Annotated in this window: 14 protein-coding genes; 7 read left to right on the top strand and 7 right to left on the bottom strand. The window is 72.1% G+C overall.

The window, feature by feature from the left end:
* Window positions 1–79 precede the first annotated feature (79 nt).
* The 3 genes from ACRWND_RS06225 to nhaA form a co-directional block, all read right to left on the bottom strand.
* Window positions 80–799, bottom strand: coding sequence for a CBS domain-containing protein (locus ACRWND_RS06225; RefSeq protein ID WP_431946759.1), 720 nt, complete (start codon window positions 797–799; stop codon window positions 80–82).
* 331 nt (window positions 800–1,130) lie between these two features.
* Entirely contained in the window at window positions 1,131–1,412 is a 282-nt protein-coding gene (locus ACRWND_RS06230; protein ID WP_431946761.1) for a hypothetical protein, read from the bottom strand.
* Window positions 1,413–1,752: 340 nt separating this feature from the next.
* Window positions 1,753–2,994: a Na+/H+ antiporter NhaA gene (nhaA, locus tag ACRWND_RS06235; RefSeq protein WP_431946763.1), complete on the bottom strand. Its 1,242-nt coding sequence runs from the start codon at window positions 2,992–2,994 to the stop codon at window positions 1,753–1,755.
* Between the two features lie 421 nt (window positions 2,995–3,415).
* Between nhaA and ACRWND_RS06240 the strand changes: the two genes are divergently transcribed.
* A complete protein-coding gene (locus ACRWND_RS06240; RefSeq protein ID WP_431946765.1) occupies window positions 3,416–3,865 on the top strand; it encodes an SRPBCC family protein in 450 nt (149 codons plus the stop codon).
* A gap of 260 nt (window positions 3,866–4,125) precedes the next feature.
* Window positions 4,126–4,329 carry a cold-shock protein gene (locus ACRWND_RS06245; RefSeq protein WP_431946767.1) on the top strand — a complete coding sequence of 68 codons (204 nt, stop codon included), beginning with the start codon at window positions 4,126–4,128 and terminating at the stop codon, window positions 4,327–4,329.
* 228 nt (window positions 4,330–4,557) lie between these two features.
* Here the strand turns inward: ACRWND_RS06245 and ACRWND_RS06250 are convergent, their stop codons facing one another.
* Together ACRWND_RS06250 and ACRWND_RS06255 are read right to left on the bottom strand one after the other, a co-directional pair.
* Entirely contained in the window at window positions 4,558–5,583 is a 1,026-nt protein-coding gene (locus ACRWND_RS06250; RefSeq protein WP_431946769.1) for a zinc-binding alcohol dehydrogenase family protein, read from the bottom strand.
* Window positions 5,584–5,646: 63 nt separating this feature from the next.
* Window positions 5,647–6,594, bottom strand: a complete 948-nt coding sequence (locus tag ACRWND_RS06255; protein WP_431946771.1) for a GlxA family transcriptional regulator — start codon at window positions 6,592–6,594, stop codon at window positions 5,647–5,649.
* A 161-nt stretch (window positions 6,595–6,755) separates the two neighbouring features.
* Here ACRWND_RS06255 and ACRWND_RS06260 point away from each other — a divergent pair, with 161 nt between their 5' ends.
* Entirely contained in the window at window positions 6,756–7,394 is a 639-nt protein-coding gene (locus ACRWND_RS06260; RefSeq protein ID WP_431946876.1) for an HD domain-containing protein, read from the top strand.
* Window positions 7,395–7,556: 162 nt separating this feature from the next.
* Window positions 7,557–8,480 (top strand): NADP-dependent oxidoreductase, encoded by a 924-nt coding sequence (locus ACRWND_RS06265; RefSeq protein WP_431946773.1) that lies wholly within the window; start codon window positions 7,557–7,559, stop codon window positions 8,478–8,480.
* A 78-nt stretch (window positions 8,481–8,558) separates the two neighbouring features.
* Here ACRWND_RS06265 and ACRWND_RS06270 read toward each other — a convergent pair whose 3' ends face one another.
* Window positions 8,559–8,780, bottom strand: a complete 222-nt coding sequence (locus ACRWND_RS06270; protein ID WP_431946775.1) for a hypothetical protein — start codon at window positions 8,778–8,780, stop codon at window positions 8,559–8,561.
* Between the two features lie 122 nt (window positions 8,781–8,902).
* Complete coding sequence (locus ACRWND_RS06275; protein ID WP_431946777.1) at window positions 8,903–9,268, bottom strand: STAS domain-containing protein; 366 nt, start codon at window positions 9,266–9,268, stop codon at window positions 8,903–8,905.
* Window positions 9,269–9,614: 346 nt separating this feature from the next.
* Here ACRWND_RS06275 and ACRWND_RS06280 point away from each other — a divergent pair, with 346 nt between their 5' ends.
* From ACRWND_RS06280 to ACRWND_RS06290, 3 genes are all read left to right on the top strand, one after another.
* Complete coding sequence (locus ACRWND_RS06280) at window positions 9,615–12,542, top strand: helix-turn-helix transcriptional regulator (RefSeq protein ID WP_431946779.1); 2,928 nt, start codon at window positions 9,615–9,617, stop codon at window positions 12,540–12,542.
* 483 nt (window positions 12,543–13,025) lie between these two features.
* The gene (locus tag ACRWND_RS06285) at window positions 13,026–16,661 is read left to right on the top strand and encodes a S8 family peptidase (RefSeq protein ID WP_431946780.1); all 3,636 of its coding nucleotides are present in this window, start codon (window positions 13,026–13,028) and stop codon (window positions 16,659–16,661) included.
* Window positions 16,658–17,302 carry a hypothetical protein gene (locus tag ACRWND_RS06290; RefSeq protein WP_431946782.1) on the top strand — a complete coding sequence of 215 codons (645 nt, stop codon included), beginning with the start codon at window positions 16,658–16,660 and terminating at the stop codon, window positions 17,300–17,302. Before ACRWND_RS06285 ends, ACRWND_RS06290 begins: the two co-directional genes overlap by 4 nt.
* Window positions 17,303–17,340 lie beyond the last annotated feature (38 nt).

Here is a 17,340-nt window from a genome sequence, read left to right on the forward strand (position 1 = left end):
TACCGAAGCCGGACCGCGGCCGTTCACGCGGTCATGGACGGACATGGCCCGCTCGTCCTTCCCATCCTCCTCGTCCTCCTCACGCGGTGTGCGGCCGGTCGTCGGGGACGCGGTGGACCGCGGGCCGGGCGGGCTGCTGGTGCGTGTCATCAAGCCGGTAGGCGAGCCGGTTCACCACGGCGACGACGCCGTCGACCTGGCGGGCCATGGCCTCGGCCAGCGGGACCTGGCTGCGGCGCTCCAGACGGCCCTCGAGGGTGACCACGCCGTGGTGGACGTCCACCACGATCTCACGAGGGGGCTGCAACAGCGCGCGCACGACCACCTCGTCGACGACCTCGTCGCGGATGTCGGGGTCCGGGCGGAGGAAGACCTGGAGGAGGTCGCCGCGGGTGACGATGCCGACGAGGCGGTCCTCGTCGTCGACCACGGGCAGCCGGTTGACGCGGTGCCCGGTCAGGGTGCGGGCCGCGACGGCGATCGAGTCCCGTGCGCGTACGGTGACCGCCGGAGCGGTCATCAGCTGTCCGGCGGTCCGTGCTCCGGCCCGGGCGGCGTCACGCCGCGCGGTGGGGGACAGCGGTGGCAGGCGCCGTCGGGGGCCGCCTCTTCCCGCCGCCTGGCGTGCCATCAGGTCGGTCTCGGAGACGACGCCGAGGACCTTGTCGTCGTCGTCGACCACGGGCACGCCGCTGATCCGGTGCCGTGCCAGCAGTGCCACGAGGTCCTTGTAGGGGATGCCCTCGCGGACGCTGACGACCTCCGCCGTCATCACATGCCCCGTCGTGCGGTGCCTCATCGTTCGTCTCCTCCTCGCCGCGGCGCGTGTTCGGCCGTGATGCCGACGGGCCGAGGCGCGCCGGCCTCGGATCCCACTGTCGGCCGATTCCGCCGGGCCCCACATGGGCCGGTGGGGGCCACCGGTACGCCCGAGGGTCCCCCGAACGGGCCGAACGGCCCATGCCCGCTGATGACCGGCGCGGGCCCGGCCCCGCCCGAAAGGGCGGAGCAGGGGCGCGGGCCGCGGGCCGGTCGGGGCGGTGTGGACGAACGCCGGCCGGTTCGGGCCCGTCGTGCGGCCCGCAGCGGTGCAGGCGGCCCGGCCTGCTCGCAGGGGGGAACGGCGGCTTTCAGCCCACGCGGCGGGCCCTCACGCCTTCTGCCTCGAGGCCGTGGACGAACCGGGTGATGCGCAGACCGTCGACGGCTCCGCCCCAGTTGTCGTCGCGGCCCTTGCCGACGGCGAAGGAGCAGAGGGTCGCCTGCTGCGACGCGGTCCTGAGCGTCGTGAAGGAGCACGGAGTCGCCTGCGCGCCCACTGGCGCGAGTTCCTTGCCGCTGAGGACCCGGGGACCGCTCGTGGTGGCGTCGAGGAAACCGCTCCGGGATGGGGTGGAGCAGCGCCACAGCACGCGGATCGGGCCGGTACCCGTGGGCCTGCGCCATGAGCAGGGTCTCGATGACGTCGACGGGGGCGCCGACTTCGGCGGCGGGGCCTTCGGGTGCATGTCCCTCCTGCGAGGAACGGGCGAGACTTAAGATTAGAGGTCGCGCGGGCGAGGCCCCACCGCGCAGCCCACAGGCGGCAGGGCCTCTCATTTCTCAGGTGGCCGTGCGCCGCGTGGAGGAACGGCGATGCGCCACAATCCCAGGGTGCGCCTCGGACCGGGCCGGTGCACGCGGAACAACGTGTGGCTGTTCGACGCCCGTGTCGTTCGGGGCGGGGTGCGTCGGCTGGGCGGTTCCGCGGCGTCAGCGATGGTCCTCCTCGGTGCACAGCCGCCGGTAGAGCCGGTTGCGGCGGTGCAGCAGCAGTGCGGCGAGGCATGCCGCTGCCAGGGAGGCGACAAGGACGGCGGCCTTGACGTGCTCCGCCTCGGCCGGGGGGAAGGCGAGCTCGCCGATCAGGAGGGCGACGGTGAAGCCGATCCCGCCCAGGACGGCCAGGCCGAACACGTCGCCCCAGGCCAGGTCGGGGTTGAGGCGCGCGCGGGTGAAGCGGGCGGCCAGGTAGGTGCCCGCGAAAATGCCGACGATCTTGCCGAGGAGCAGGCCCACCACGACCCCGAGCGGCTCCGGACGGGTGAACACGTCACCCAGGGCGCCGGCGGAGACGGTGACCCCGGCCGCGAAGAGCGCGAACAAGGGAACGGCGACCCCGGCGGACAGCGGGTGCAGCAGGAAACCGGTGCGCTCCGCGGGGGAGGCGGTCTCGTCGTCGTCCCGGGTGGTGCGCAGGATCAGCCCCATGGCGACGCCGGCGACGGTGGCGTGGACGCCCCCGTGGTACATCAGGGCCCAGATCGCCACACCGAGCGGTACATACCACCACCATCCGGTCACCCGCAGCCGCTGCAGCGCGTAGAAGACCGCCAGGCCGGCCGCCGCCCCGAGCAGAGCCCAGAGGTCGAGGTCGGAGGTGAAGAACACGGCGATGACGAGGATCGCGCCGAGGTCGTCCACCACCGCGAGGGTGAGGAGGAAGGCGCGCAGAGCCGTGGGCAGGTGGGTGGAGATGACGGCCAGCACCGCCAGCGCGAAGGCGATGTCGGTGGCCATGGGGACGGCCCAGCCCTCCAGGCTCCCGCCCCCGAGCGCGGCGACCGCGACGTACAGTCCGGCCGGCACCACCATCCCGCACACCGCCGCGATGACCGGCAGTGCCGCGGTCTCGGGCGTGCGCAGCTCGCCGACGACGAGCTCGCGCTTCAACTCGATGCCGGCGACCAGGAAGAACACCGTCAGCAGCCCGTCCGCCGCCCAGTGCCCCACCGACAGGTCCAGCCCGAGGGCGGATATGCCGAAGTGGAACTCACGGACCGACTCGTACGTCCCGTGCCACGGCCCGTTCGCCCACACCAGCGCCACCACGGCGGCGGTGAGCATCACCAGGCCACCGACCGTCTCCGTCCGCAGCGCGCGGGCGATGGCACGGCGCTCGGGCAAGGGGAGCACGCCGAGGAACAAGGGGCGGGAACGCGGGGCGGCAGCCATCGAGGCGGACCCTTCCGGGACGTCGGCAACGGGCACTCACGCCCCTGACAAACGCCGACCAGACTTCCCGGCACACCCTGCGCCCCCATCTTGACGCATTGTTGACACCCTAAGGGCACGCGCACGGCAAACCAAGTCCTGGCCCGTGCACAGCGGTGAAGCGGGGGCTCTCGGCCCGGCGCCGCTGCCGCCCCCTTCGCGCCCCGTGGCCGCACCCCTCATGGCGCGGACAGGACCCGGCATGGTGACGCCGCCGACGGAATGACGGGGCTCGGCCAAGTCCGTCAGCGCACCCGACGCGTCACGCGCCGCTCTGCCGCCGCCGTGCGGCGGCGTTTGCCCCCGCCCCGCTCGGGCAGGCGCGCACACGAGACAGAAGACGCCGCATCCCGAAGCGGATGCCGACCAGAAAGGTGGGCACATGTCGACGGTCGAGGAGTCGGTCGAGGTCGCGGTGCCGGTCACGACGGCATACAACCAGTGGACCCAGTTCGAGGAGTTCCCCCGCTTCATGGAGGGGGTCGAGCGGATCGAGCAGCGCACGCCGACCCTGACGCACTGGGTCGCCAAGGTCGGCGGCGTCAAGCGCGAGTTCGACGCCCAGATCAGCGAGCAGATCCCCGACGAGCGGGTCGCCTGGACCACGGTGGGCGGGGACGTCCACCAGGCGGGAGTGGTCACCTTCCACCGCCTGGACGACAGGCACACCAAGGTCATGCTGCAGCTCGACCACGAGCCTCAGGGCATGGCCGACACGGTGGCCGACAAGCTCGGTGTCGTCAGGCGTCAGGCCAAGGGCGACCTCAAGCGCTTCAAGGAGTACATCGAGGCCCGCGGCAGGGAGACCGGCTCCTGGCGCGGCGAGGTGTAGGTCAGCGTCCGGTCGGGCGGCGGCAAATGGTCCCGGGCGCCGAGGGCGTCCCCAGACCCGCTCCTACCCGGTACACCCGGCGCGCGGAGCCGGCCGCGCGCCGTGCGTCGGGGAGGACCACCTGAACGACACGGTCGGACACGCGCCTATTCGGTGGCGCGCGGGGTGGATCATCGGGTAAGCAAGGCCGGGGCCCAGTAACGGGGTCGCCGGCGCACCACGGGGTGCGCCGTAGCAGCAGCACGTGAGGGACGAACACAGTGGCATCTGGCGTTGTGAAGTGGTTCAACTCCGAAAAGGGCTTCGGCTTCATCGCACAGGACGGGGGCGGACCGGACGTGTTCGCCCACTACTCCAACATCGCGGGCAACGGCTACCGCGAGCTGGTGGAGGGTGAGCACGTCACGTTCGACGTGACGCAGGGGCAGAAGGGCCCCCAGGCGGAGAACATCGTCCGCGGCTGATCCCCGCGACCCGGGTGACCCGGTGTCGCAGCCGGCGACGGCGGGTCGGTGCGGTCGTGGCAGGGGCGGTACGGGATCCATCCCGTACCGCCCCCGGCCGTGTCCGGGCACAGGTCGGACGCGGCTACGGCGTGTGCGGCGGCGGTGGCCGACGGCCGTTCGCACCACCGCGGTTCGCGCCACCGACGTACGCGATCGGCGGCCCCGCCCACGTGTGCGGACGGCGGATCAGAACCCGGTGAGGGTGATCTTGCCGATCGCGGTGCCCGACTCCAGGATGCGGTGGCCCTCCCGGAGGTTGGCCGCGTTGACCGGGCCGAGGTCCCGGTGGGCGGTGGTGGTGAGGACTCCCGCGTCCACCAGGCGCGCCACCTTGCTCAGGATCTGGTGCTGCCGCACCTGGTCCGGCGTCCGGAACAGGGACCTGGTGAACATGAACTCCCAGTGGTAGGAGATGCTCTTGGGCTTCAGCACGCCGAGGGGCAGGGAGTCGAAGTCGTCGATGGCGACGATCTCCCCGAACGGTTGCAGCGCCTCGGCGTAGTCGGCGAGATTGCGGTCGGTGTTCGCCGTGCTGAACACATGCGTGAGCCCCTCCGGCGCCACCTCGGCGAGCTGGGGGACGAGCGGCTCACGATGGTTCACGATGTGCTGGACGCCCATCCGGCTGGCGAACTCGACGGTCTCGGGACGGGAAGCGGTGCCGATGACCGTCAGACTGGTCAGGGCACGCGCCATCTGCGCCGCGATCGCCCCGACGCCGCCGGCCGCGGCCGTGATCAGCAGTGAACCGCTGCGCTCCAGGCCGCCGTTCTGCAGGCCGAGCCTTTCGAAGAGGCCCTCCCAGGCCGTCAGGGAGGTCAGCGGGAGCGCGGCCGCCTCGGTGAAGTCCAGCGTGGCGGGCTTCAGGGCGACGATGCGCTCGTCGACTGCGTGGAACTGCGCGTTCGCCCCCGGCCGGTCGATGGCGCCGGCGTAATACACCTCGTCACCGACGGCGAACATCTCGACCCGGTCGCCGACCGCCACGACCGTGCCCGCCGCGTCCCAGCCCAGCACCTTCGGCTCGCCGCCCGGGTCGTTCCCCTGGCGCACCTTGTAGTCCACGGGGTTGAGCGCCACGGCCTCGACCCGTACCAGCAGGTCGTGCGGGCCGGTCTGGGGCATGGGAAGCTCGAGGTCGGTCAGACTCGCCTCGTCGGTGACCGGCAGGCTCTTGCGGTATCCGACGGCACGCATCGTGGCATTCTTCATGGGTGACTCCGATCGCGGTGGGATGCTGGGCACTGCAGTGAAAACGGCGACACAGCGTGACGGCTACGCCGGGTCGGGCCGCAGTGCCGTCCGGAAGCGGCGCTGATAAGCGGCCGGGCTGATGGCCATTTTCTTCACGAATACTCTGCGCATGCTCTCGTAACTCGGAAATCCCGCGAGAGACGCCACCTGGGTCGCGGTGTGGCCCTGGTCGAGCAGGGCCTTCGCCATGTCGAACCGGATGCTTTCCACGTAGCGGGCCGGCGTGGTGGACATCTCGTCGCGGAAGAGCCGGGTGAGATGCCGGCTGCTCAGGTTCAGGTGCTTGGCGAGTTCACCGACCGAGTGGTCGCCCGCGGGATCGGCCGCCACGAGGTCGGCGATCCGCCGGATGGCCGGAGAGTGCGGAGCAGGTCTCTGCAGCGGGGCCGAGAACTGCGACTGACCGCCCGCACGCTGCAGATAGACGACGAGGGAACGCGCGACGTCGCGGGTCAGATCGGGGCCGTGGTCCTCCTCGACGAGGGCCAGGGCGAGGTCGATCCCGGCGGTCACCCCGGCCGAGGTGTAGGTGGCGCCGTCCTGGACGTAGATCGCATCGGGGACGACGCTGCTGCTCCGGCATCGGGCGGCGAGCTCGTGGGCGACCCTCCAATGTGTGGTCGCGCGCTTGCCGTCCAGGAGACCGGCGGCGCCGAGGACGAACGCCCCGGTGCAGATGGACGCGATCCGTGTGGCCTCGCCGGCCAGGGTCCGCGCGGCCTGGACCTGGTCGCGGGCGACGGCCTCGCGCGGGTAGCGGTCCGTCCCGACGACCATGAAGGTGTCCGGGGCGGCTTCCCCGGCGGCGCCGGCGACGGCGATCCGGATCCCGGCGGAGGAGGTGACGTCGGCGCCGGTCGGCGAGACCAGCACCACCTCGTACGCGGCCCCGAACCGGTTCGCCTCCGCGAACACCTCCGCGGGGCCGGCCACGTCGAGCAGCGTCACCCCGTCGTAGACGAGGATCACGACGCGATGCGCCGCGGAGTCCGCCTCCCGCCGCTCCGCCTGTCCGGATCCGTGGGCCTCACGGCCAAAGTGGGGTGGCGCGGAGGGCCCGGTGGTCGGCAGGGTGGAAGACGGAAACACCGTCCATTCATAACACGCGCATGTCGGGAAGTGCAGAGCCGATGTCCGAGATCATCGCCGGGGTCGAAATTCCGGAAACAGCCGCGGCCGCCGAGGCGACCCGAATCGTTCGGGAGATGACCGGCCCCCTCGTCTACCATCATTCGCGGCGCGTATTCGTCTTCGGCGCCATTCACGCTCGCCGGCTGAAGAGGGAGCCCGACCCCGAACTGCTCTACCTGTCCGCGATGTTCCATGACACCGGCCTCATGACGCCGTTCTCGGGTGCCGAGCAGCGATTCGAGGTCGACGGAGCCGACCACGCCCGCGCCTTCATGCTCGACCACGGCTTTTCGGCCGCCGCCGCCGACGTGGTCTGGACCGCCATCGCGTTGCACACGACGCCGGAGATCCCCGGACGGATGGGCGCGGAGATCGCCCTGACGAATCTCGGCGTTCTGACCGACGTGCTCGGCCTGGCCCTTGACGAGCTGGCCCCCGCCCAGGTGGAGGAAGTCACCGCGGTCCATCCGCGGGGGGACTTCAAGAACCAGTTCCTCAAGGCCTTCGTCGACGGCCTCGGGTACCGCCCGGAGACCACGAACGGGACCGTGAACGCGGACATACTGGAGCACTTCGTCCCCGGCTTCCGGCGCACGACCACGGTCGAGCGCATCCTCGGCGCCCCCTGGCCGAGCTGATGACTGCGCCGTCCGTCCACCGGCACGGCGCCGGGCGGGGGCGGACCCCTCCTGCGCGCGCCCTGCCGCCGGGACCCCGACGACGGCCACGGCGAGCGCACGTCCACCGATCCACCGCGGCTGTCCGCCCCTTCGGCAGCCCTGCCCCAGAAAGGTCCACCCATGCAAGCCATCACCGTTCGCGACCGTGACGCCGGAGTCGGCGGGCTCGCCCTCACGGAGTTGCCGTACCCGCACACCTCCGAGAACGACGTCATCGTGCGGGTGCATGCCGCGGGCTACACGCCGGGGGAGCTGGAGTGGCCCGCGACCTGGACCGACCGGGCGGGGCGCGACCGGACACCGAGCGTGCCCGGGCACGAGCTGTCGGGCGTCGTGGCCGAACTGGGCTACGGGACGACGGGCCTGACCGTCGGCCAGCGGGTGTTCGGCCTGGCCGACTGGACCCGCAACGGCTCGCTGGCCCAGTACGTCGCGGTGGAGGCCCGCAATCTGGCCCCGCTTCCCGCGGACGTCGACCACACGGTGGCCGCGGCCCTGCCGATCTCTGGGCTGACCGCGTGGCAGGGCCTCTTCGAGCACGGCGGGCTCGTGACCGGCCAGACCGTCCTGGTCCACGGTGCGGCCGGCGGGGTCGGCTCGATCGCCGTGCAGCTCGCCCACGAGGCGGGCGCCCGGGTGATCGGCACTGGCCGCGCGGCCGACAGGGACACCGTGCTCGGCCTCGGCGCGCACGCCTTCGTGGACCTGCAGAACGACCGGCTCGAAGACGTCGGTGCGGTGGACCTCGTCCTCGACGTGTTCGGCGGCGACATCCTCGAACGCTCGACCGCCCTGGTCCGCACCGGCGGAACGGTGGTCACCATCGCGGCGCCGCCCTCTGTGCAACCTGACAAGGGCCGGGCCGTGTTCTTCGTCGTCGAAGTCGACCGGGCACGCCTCGAGGACCTCGTCCGCCGCGTCAGGGAGGGCCGGCTCAAGCCGGTTGTCGGGGACGTGCGGCCGCTGGACGAGGCGCCCGACGCCTTCGCCCGTGTCGGGCGTCGGCTTCCCGGCAAGACGATCATCCGGATCACGGAGGACTGAACGAGGCCGGGGCACTGCCGCGGGACTGCGCTTCGGGCCCGGCCGCCGGCCGGGCCCCAGGCGCACGTCGGCGCCTGCCTAGAGGGACGCCATGACCCGGGCCGCGGCCTTGTCGCTGGCGTGGCCCTCGAGCGCCGCCCACTCGGCGACGTCGAAGGGCCAGCGCGGGCTCGCGTAGGCGATGACCACATGGCGCCCGTCCTGGCGGACGGTGTGCTGAGGATCGCCAGGCTCGGATCCGGCCGCCACGACAGCGGCGGCCGAGGAGTCATTGCGGCACTTGAGGCGGGTTTCGGGCATGTCAGCGCTCCGCGTTCGCTGGTCGACATCCTGGGAAATGCTCGTGGGGAGCCTAACCCGAGAGGAGATCGACTTCCTCCCGTAAGCCGCATTCGGCGCAGAAAAGCAGCGGACGGTGACGGTCACCCCTCAGCAGCCGGCACGAAGGCGCTGTCGCCCAGGGCAGCGGGCGGAGCGCCCGGGAGGATGCGGAAGAGGTGGCGGGTCCCGGTCAGTGCCAGGACGCGTTCCGCCTGGTGCCGCAGGCCGGTGAGCTCGAGCGAGCCCATCTCGGCTTCGGCGCGCAGGCGGAGGCTGAGCAGCATGTTCAGACTGGTGGAGCCGATGAAGGTGACGTCGGAGAGGTCGACGCGCAGCGTCCTGCCGCCGAGCGGCAGGGTGTCGGTGACCGCGGTGACACGGGGGCACGTGTCGAGGTCCAACTCGCCGGTCAGGATGATCGTCGTCAGCTTGCGTTCTTCGCTGACGGTGATGCCGAGGTTTTGCATACAGGTCGCCGATTCGGGTCGAAGCCCATCACGGTCGACTCCCGCTGGGAAAGCGGCCGTAGTGCAGGCGACGCATTGCCGCCCGAAGTCGAGCGAGACCACCCGCACCGGCCGTCGGCCACGGAATGTGACCGTTCGGTGGCGCGGGGTCCCTCACCAGGCCAGGCTGGTTACCTCGAGCCTGGCACACCGCTGCCGGAAGCACCAGTCCCCGCCCCTGACCGACGGGCGCGACGACACGGCCCCGGCGGTCGTTCCGTACCGCTCTTCGAAACAGCCAGGCAGGGCGGCTGTCTGCTGGGGTTAAAGTCATCAGCGGCGTGACGGGACGACAGAGGGAGCGGCGGTGGTGGGGCGGGATACCGATGCCGGCGAGGTCCAGGCGCTGTCCGCGCCGCGGTTCGTCGGGCGGGAACGCGAACTCGCCGCCCTGGGCGAGGCGCTCGGGCCGTCCCCCTCGGTCGTCCTCCTCGACGGTGAGGCGGGCATCGGCAAGACGCGGCTGCTGCGCGAGTTCCTGGCGCGGCAGGCCGAGAGAGGGCGGCGGGCCCTCGTCGGCGCCTGCCCGGAGCTTCGGGTGCCGTACACGCTCGGGGCGGTCGTGGACGCGGTGCGCGACGGCGTCGACACCATCGCCGGACTGGGGCTGAGCGGGCTGGGCGGGGCGCTGCGGCCCCTGTTCCCCGAGTGGGCCGACGATCTGCCGCCGGCGCCGGAGCCGCTGGAGGACCCGACCGCCGCCCGGCACCGGTTGTTCCGCGCGTTCGTCGAGCTCCTCGGCCGGCTCGGCGTCGCGGTCCTCGCGCTCGAGGACGTGCACTGGGCTGACGAGGCGACCCTGGAGTTCCTGCTGTTCCTGGTATCCCGCAGGCCGCAGACGGTCAGCGTGGTGTTGACCTACCGGCGGGACGAGGTGCCGCCCGACTCGCTGCTGCTGCGGCTGACCTCGCGGCCGCCTGCGGACGCGCACCTGATCAGGCTGACGTTGAAGCCGCTGGACGTCGACGGGACGGCGTCCCTGGTCTCGTCGATGCTGTCCGGGGAACACGTCTCGAAGGAGTTCGCGGCCTTTCTGCACGCGCGCACCGAGGGCGTTCCTCTGGCGCTGGAGGAGTCGGTGCGGCTGATGCACGACCGGGCCGACCTGATCCGCCGGGACGGCGGGTGGGCGCGGCGCCGCCTGGACCGCATCGACGTCCCGCCGACGATCCGCGACGCCGTGCTCGACCGCATCGGCCGGGTCGGACCCGACACCCGGGCCGTTCTGTACGCGGTGTCGGTGCTGTCCTGCCCGGCCGACTACGAGACCCTGCGCGCCGTCACCGGCCTGCCGGACGACCGGTTCGCCGCACAGGCGGCCGAAGCCCTCGGCGGCGGCCTGCTGCGCGAGGTCCGGCCCGGGCAGTGGTCCTTCCGTCATTCGCTGGCCTGCCACGCCGTGTACGACGCGATACCCGCCGAGGAACGGCGTGCCATGCATCTGCGGGCGGCCCGGGCCCTTGAGCGGTGCCCGCTGCCGCCCGTGGCGCAGCTGGCCCGGCACTTCCGGCTCGCCGGCGAGGTCGAGGCGGCGTGCCGGTACACGGAGCAGGCGGCCGACCAGTGCGTCCAGTCCGGGGACGTGGCCACCTCGGCCCTGCTGCTGCACAGCCTCGCCACCACCGTGGCCCTGCCGGCGGAGTCACTGGTGCGGCTGGTCACGAAGATCCAGTTCCAGGCGCTGTCCGGTTCCGACCCGTACTCGCAGATCATCGAAGCGCTCCGAACGGCCCTCGACCACCAGGTCCTGACGCCGCGTGAGCAGGCGTCTGTGCGCTTCCAGGTGGGCCGGGTGCTCATGGCGGCGGGCGAGATCGAGGCGGGCCGCGGTGAGATCCTCGAGGCGGTGCCCGACCTCTCCCCGCACTCCGCCGAGGCGGCGCGCGCCCGCATCCTGCTCGCCCTGCCCCTCGGCCACGCACTCCCCGTGACGGAGCACCTGCGGTGGCTGCGGGAAGCGCCGCCGGCCCGCTCGCTGTCGGCCGTCGACCGTGTGCACCTGTCTGTGGAACGCGCCTTCGCGCTGCTGATGCTGGGCGAGGAGGCCGGGTGGGAAGCGGCCCGGCTCATCCCGGAGGAGGTCCGCGACCTGCGGGAGGCGTCCGTCGTCGCGATCGGCCACACGAACGTCGGCGAGGAGGCGATGCGGTGGGGACGGTACGACGAGGCCAGGGCGCGGCTGGCCACGGCCCAGGCACTCGCCGAGCGCCATCAACTGCTGGACTACCTCGACAGCATCGCCTCCTGCCGGGCTCACCTCGACTGGTTCACCGGTGCCTGGACGGGACTCGCCGAACGGATGGGGCGGCTGGCCGACGACGACCGGGTGCGGTGGAAGGACCGGTGCGAGGCCGCTCTGGTGGCGGGCCTGCTCCTGGGGGCCGCGGGGGACCGTGCCGCGGCGGAGGAGCGCCTGCGCTTCGCCGGACGCGACGATCAGCAACGCATCGAGGCCGCGGCCGCGTTGGCGCGGATGCGGCTGCGCGAGGGCAAGGCCGGTGAGGCGCTCCGGCTCACCGACGAGGTGGCCGAGACCGCCGTCGGCAGCGGAATCTGGACCAGGGCGGTCGAGCTCGCCCCGGTGCGGGTCGCGGCCATGGCGGCCGCCGGTCGGATCGGGTGCGCCACCGAGCTGGTGGACTCCTTCGAGAAGGCGCTGGGTGACCGGGACGCCCCGGCGGCGCAGGCGTCCCTGGTCCTGTGCCGTGCGATCCTGGCGGAGGCCGACGGCCGCTTCACGGACGCCGCGGCGCTGTTCGGCGCGGCGGCCGCCGCGTGGGAGGCGCTGCCGCGCCCGTACGACGCCCTGCTCGCCCGGGAGCGGGCCGCGCACTGCCTGCTCGCCGACGGCGGGGACGAGGCCGGGTTGCCGCAGCTGTCCGACGTCGCGCGGGCACTGTCGGAACTCGGCGCCCGCCATGACGCCGACCGCATCGGCCGGTTCCTCACCGCGCAGGGGGGCGAGGCCCCCGCGGCGGTGCGCGGCCGGGGGCGTCCGGGCTACGGCGACCGGCTCTCGCCGCGAGAGGTGGAGGTGGCCCGGCTGCTGGTCACTGGTTTGACGAATCGTCAGATCGCCGAGACCTTGGTGGTGTCGACGCAGACCGTCGCCAGCCAGGTGAAGTCGGCGATGCGCAAACTGCGCGTGACCTCGCGGACGGCACTCGCGCTCAAGGTCGTCGAGTCCGGCATCGCGGGGGAGGTGCGGCGGCCGTCGTCCCCCGGCGACGAGTAAATTCCGGGTGCCGTCGCCACGAACGAAGAATTTCGCGGGCCGGGCGGCGGGATTAAATCCCGCATCTGGCCAATCGAGGCCCGGCCGCGTCCGGTTGCACACTCGTGCCATGGTGCCCGCACAACAGCCGTCCCCCGAACCGGTCGATGACCCAGCCGGTTCGCCACGCCGCGCAGAGGACGGACCGGTGCCCGCACGACCGCGGGCCGAGCCGGACGACGCCCCGACCCCCGAGGGCGCGGGCCGTGACGTCGTCGGCGGCGAGTACGAACCGCTGTAGCGCGGAGGCCGTCGCCGAACCGTGAGCGCCGTCGGCGCCGGGTGCCCCCGAGTCTGCTGTCCGGACGCGGAGTCCTCGCCCGGACCTGGAGCCCGATCGATGGCGTCCTGCGTGGTTTTTCTCTAATGCTCCGTCAACCTTATTCAGGAGAGCCATAGATGAGGCCAAGTGCAAGAAAGCGCCCAGGCAGACGTCTCGGCGCGTTGACCGTCGGTCTGACCGTCCTCGGCATGGTCGTGTCGACGACGGCGACCTTCGCCGCCGAGCCCGCCGAGCCTGCCGCCGCGCAGACGCCGAAGGCCGGCGTCGCGCGGACGGGCAGCCCGACGGCGGGCGCGGACGGCGACCTGGCGCGGATCGTCGCCGCGTCCGGCGGGTCCGTCCCGGTCACGCTGATCACCGGTGACAAGGTGCACCTCGGCGTCGGCGACGACGGCAAGCCCGTCGTGCGGGACATCGACCGTGCGGCGCGGCCCGACGGACCTCCGGTCGTGTTCCACACCCTCACCCGCCAAGGCAAGGTCTACGTCGTACCGGACGACGCCCTCGCCCTGGTCGGCCAGGGACTGCTCGACTGGTCGCTGTTCGACGTGAGCGAACTGGCGACGCTCACGGCGGCGGGCAAGGGCGCCACGGTGCCGGTGCTCGTGACCTACACCGGCACCTCGGGCGCCGAAGCGGCGCGCAAGGTCGCCGGGGCGTCCGGCGGGAGGGCGCTGCCGAGCATCAACGGCCGCTCGATGAACGTCGACGACGACGGACGGTGGTGGAAGGACGTACGGGGCAAGACGGCCGCCACGTCCGCCGCCGCCCGGTCCGCCGGATCCCTGGCGGGCGTCAAGAAGGTCTGGCTCAACGGCATGTCCCATGTCGACCTCGAGCAGTCGGTTCCGCAGATCAGCGCGCCCGTCGCGTGGGAACGCGGCTACGACGGCACCGGGGTGACCGTCGCGGTGCTGGACACGGGCATCGACGCCACCCACCCGGACGTGGCCGGAAGCATCGTCGGGGCGCTCGACTTCACCGGCAGCCCCACGGGCCCCAAGGACGGGCACGGGCACGGCACCCATGTGGCGTCCACGGTCCTCGGCAGCGGCGCCGCGTCCAAGGGGCTGCGCAAGGGTGTCGCCCCCGGCGCCAAGCTGCTGGTCGGCAAGGTCTGCGACGACGCGGGGCAGTGCCCCGACGACGCGGTCATCGCGGCCATGGACTGGGCCGCCCACTCGGGGGCCAAGGTCGTCAACATGAGCCTGGGCGGCGAGCCGACCGACGGCACGGACCCGAAGAGCCAGGCGCTCAACGAGCTGAGCCGCGCCACGGGAACGCTGTTCGTGGCCGCGGCCGGAAATTCGGGTTTTGTCGCCCAGAAGGTCGTCACCCCGGGTTCCGCCGACGAGGCCCTGACCGTGGCGGCCGTCGACAAGAACGGCGACATGGCCGGTTTCTCCAACCGCGGACCGCGGATAGGTGACGGTGCCGCCAAGCCCGACATCGCGGCGCCCGGCGTCGGCATCGTCGCGGCGCGCGCCGCGGGCACGTCCATGGGCGCGCCGGTGGACGAGTACTACACCGCGTCCGACGGCACCTCGATGGCCACCCCGCACGTGGCAGGCGCCGCGGCGATCGTCGCCCAGCAGCACCCGGACTTCTCCGGTCAGCAGATCAAGGCGCTGCTGATGGACACCGCCGACGACCTGGGGCACGACCTGTACGCCCAGGGCGCCGGCCTGGTGGACCTGGCGACAGCCACCAACCCGCGGGTCGTGCCGAAGGGCAACCTGAACTTCGGCCGCGAGGCCTACCCGCACGCGCCGGTGACCAAGAAGATCACCTACACCAACCGCGGCGACGAGGCGACCACGTTGCATCTCACGATGCCGGTCTCCTTCGCCGACGGCACGCCCGCCAGGTCCGGCCTGTTCACTCTCAGCGCGGACAAGGTGGTCCTCCCGGCGGGCGGCTCCGCCGAGGTGTCGGTGACGCTCGACGGCAGTGTGCTGGGCACCGACGGGGCGTACGGGGCCTACAACGGGGTGCTGACCGCCCGGGACGACTCGGGCGCGATACGGCTGAGCTCGGGCGTGCACAGCTTCGTCGAGGACCAGAAGTTCCCGCTGACGGTGAAGGTCGTCCCGCCCGCGGGCGCCACCGACGTCCGCTACGGCACCGCCACCTTCATGCCGGTCGACGACAAGGTCTACCTGCACCCGGCCCTTGTGGACACCGCCACCGGCGCGGAAACCGTGACGGAGCAGCTCTTCCGCGGCGCCTATGCGGCGGAAATGCCCGTCAGCTGGCGGGACGCATCGGGTGAGTGGCAGCAGGCCGCACCGTTCGCACCCGAGGTGAACCTCACCAAGGCGACCACGGTCACCCTGGACCTGCGCGAGGCCAAGCCGCTGAGCGTGCGGTACCCGGAGTCGACCGAGACCTACTCCGCGTCCGCAACCGCCAACCGGGTCTCGGCGACCGGCGCGTGGTCGCACAGCACGGTGCTCCAGGCGGACTACCAGGCCGGCGAACCGCACTGGTGGGTGCTGCCGACCGGCAAGGTGAGCATGGGCGCCTTCACCCATGACTTCTACAGCTCGCGGACGACTCCCGTCGTCACCCTGCGGGCCACCGGCGGCGCCGCGCCCATCAGCCTGTCCGCTCGCTATGTGACCCCTGACGTCTCGCTGGGCGAGACGCAGATGTGGTTCGGCAACGACGGCGACCCGGTCTTCCGTGAGGCCGCGATCCCGGTCCCGCGACTGCCGGTCAAGGGGCACCTCCCGGTGGTCTACGGGGGAGGCGGGTCCGCCGCCGAGCTGGCGGACGTCGACGCCCGGGGCAAGCTCGTCCTTCTGACGCCGTCCGACATCTGCGCCGGCACGTGCGACTTCACCAAGCTGCGCGACGAGCGGGTGGCGGCGGCGGCCGCCGCCGGCGCCGTCGGCGTGCTGGTCGCGGCCCCGGAGCTCACCTCGCTGGGCCGTCCCTCGGAACTCGACCAGTGCCTGGTCGGGCCGCAGAGCTGCCCGGCGCTCCAGACGTACGGCGCCCTGCCCGTCGTGAGCGTGCCCTACGCCGAGGCCGAGGGACTGATCAAGCGCCTCAAGGCCGACCGGGGGCAGGTCAAGATCGATCTGGGCGGCAGCGCCGTGCCGAAGGTGTACGTCGCCCGGTACCACGACGAGGGGCAGATCCGGCCGAACGACTACCGGGTCGAGAAGGGCGACCTGGACAAGGTCGACCTCTCCTTCCACGCGGCACGGCCCGGAGTGGTCCACCAGCTGAGCTGGATGCAGCACCTCAAGGCCACGCCCAACACCTCGCAGGTGTCCCTGCCCCAGCCGGCGACGCAGCAGAGCATGACCGTCTTCGTCAAGCGGCAGGACGACGCGATCAGCCGGTTCACCGCATCCTGGGCCGAGCCCGGAACGGACTCCTTCCTGGAGCACAACCGCCAGGAGATGAGGGACATGGTCCTCACGGGCAGCGACGCCATCCACTGGAACGCGGGCCCCTCCGTACCCGGAGCGGTACCGCAGGTGCGGACCGAGTCCGGCTTCACGGTCCCGGTCGGACTGTGCGCGGGCTGTCGGCAGGGGGACACCTTCTATCCCACTGTCTACCTGACGGGCAGCGGGGGCGGGCGCCAGGCGCTCATCGGCATCATCGGCGACGAGCTCATCCAGCACACCTTCTCGGATGTCCCGAGCTGCGGGCCGGTCGTCTCGCCCACCTTGCCGAACCTCGACTACACCTGCGACGTCAAGCTGCGCGACGCGTCCGGTGACGAGATCGAGCGCCGCACCGAGCACCTCCCCGACGAGAGCTACGAGCTCCCCCTGTGACGGCACCCCAACACCTCAAGGAGACCTACACGATGAACACCGGTGTGCCATCAGCACGGCGCCGCAGAGGAGCCCTCGCGGTGCTCGCCGCCGCGGCGGTGCTGGCGCTCTCCGGCTGCAAGGGCGGTGACCTCGTCTCCTACGACCTGCCGGCGAAGTCGGCCCGGTACACGTTCGAGGCGCAGACCGACGGCGTCAAGACGGTGTGGGAGTACACCTCGGCCACGGCGACCAAGAACGGCGCACCGTCCCTGAGCCCGTGCATGGGCGATGTGCTCGGCAGCAACAAGGCGGCGTGCCGGCCGGAGCCGCTGATCTTCCTGCGCTACGACTTCGACCTGGCCCTGGACAACACCGCCCCGGCCGGCAAGAAGCACGAGATCACCGTCGTCGCCTACTACCAGGAAAGCCTCACCGCCTTGCCCAAGGTGACGTCCCTGAAGGCGGAGACCACCTTCGACGGGGGCAGGACGTGGCACCCGGCGACCACCAGGGCCGCCGGCAAGGACACCTTCACCGCGACGATCGACAACCCCCTGCGGGACAAGGCCCCAGGCGGTGTCGGACTGAGGATCAGCGCGACCGACAGCCAGGGCGACACCGTCAGGCAGACCATCCCGACGGCGTACACCCTGCGCTGACGGGGATCCGCACGACGCAGGCAGGGCCCGCCGGAGGT

Source organism: Actinacidiphila sp. bgisy167 (assembly GCF_965342175.1).
Classification (GTDB): domain Bacteria; phylum Actinomycetota; class Actinomycetes; order Streptomycetales; family Streptomycetaceae; genus Actinacidiphila.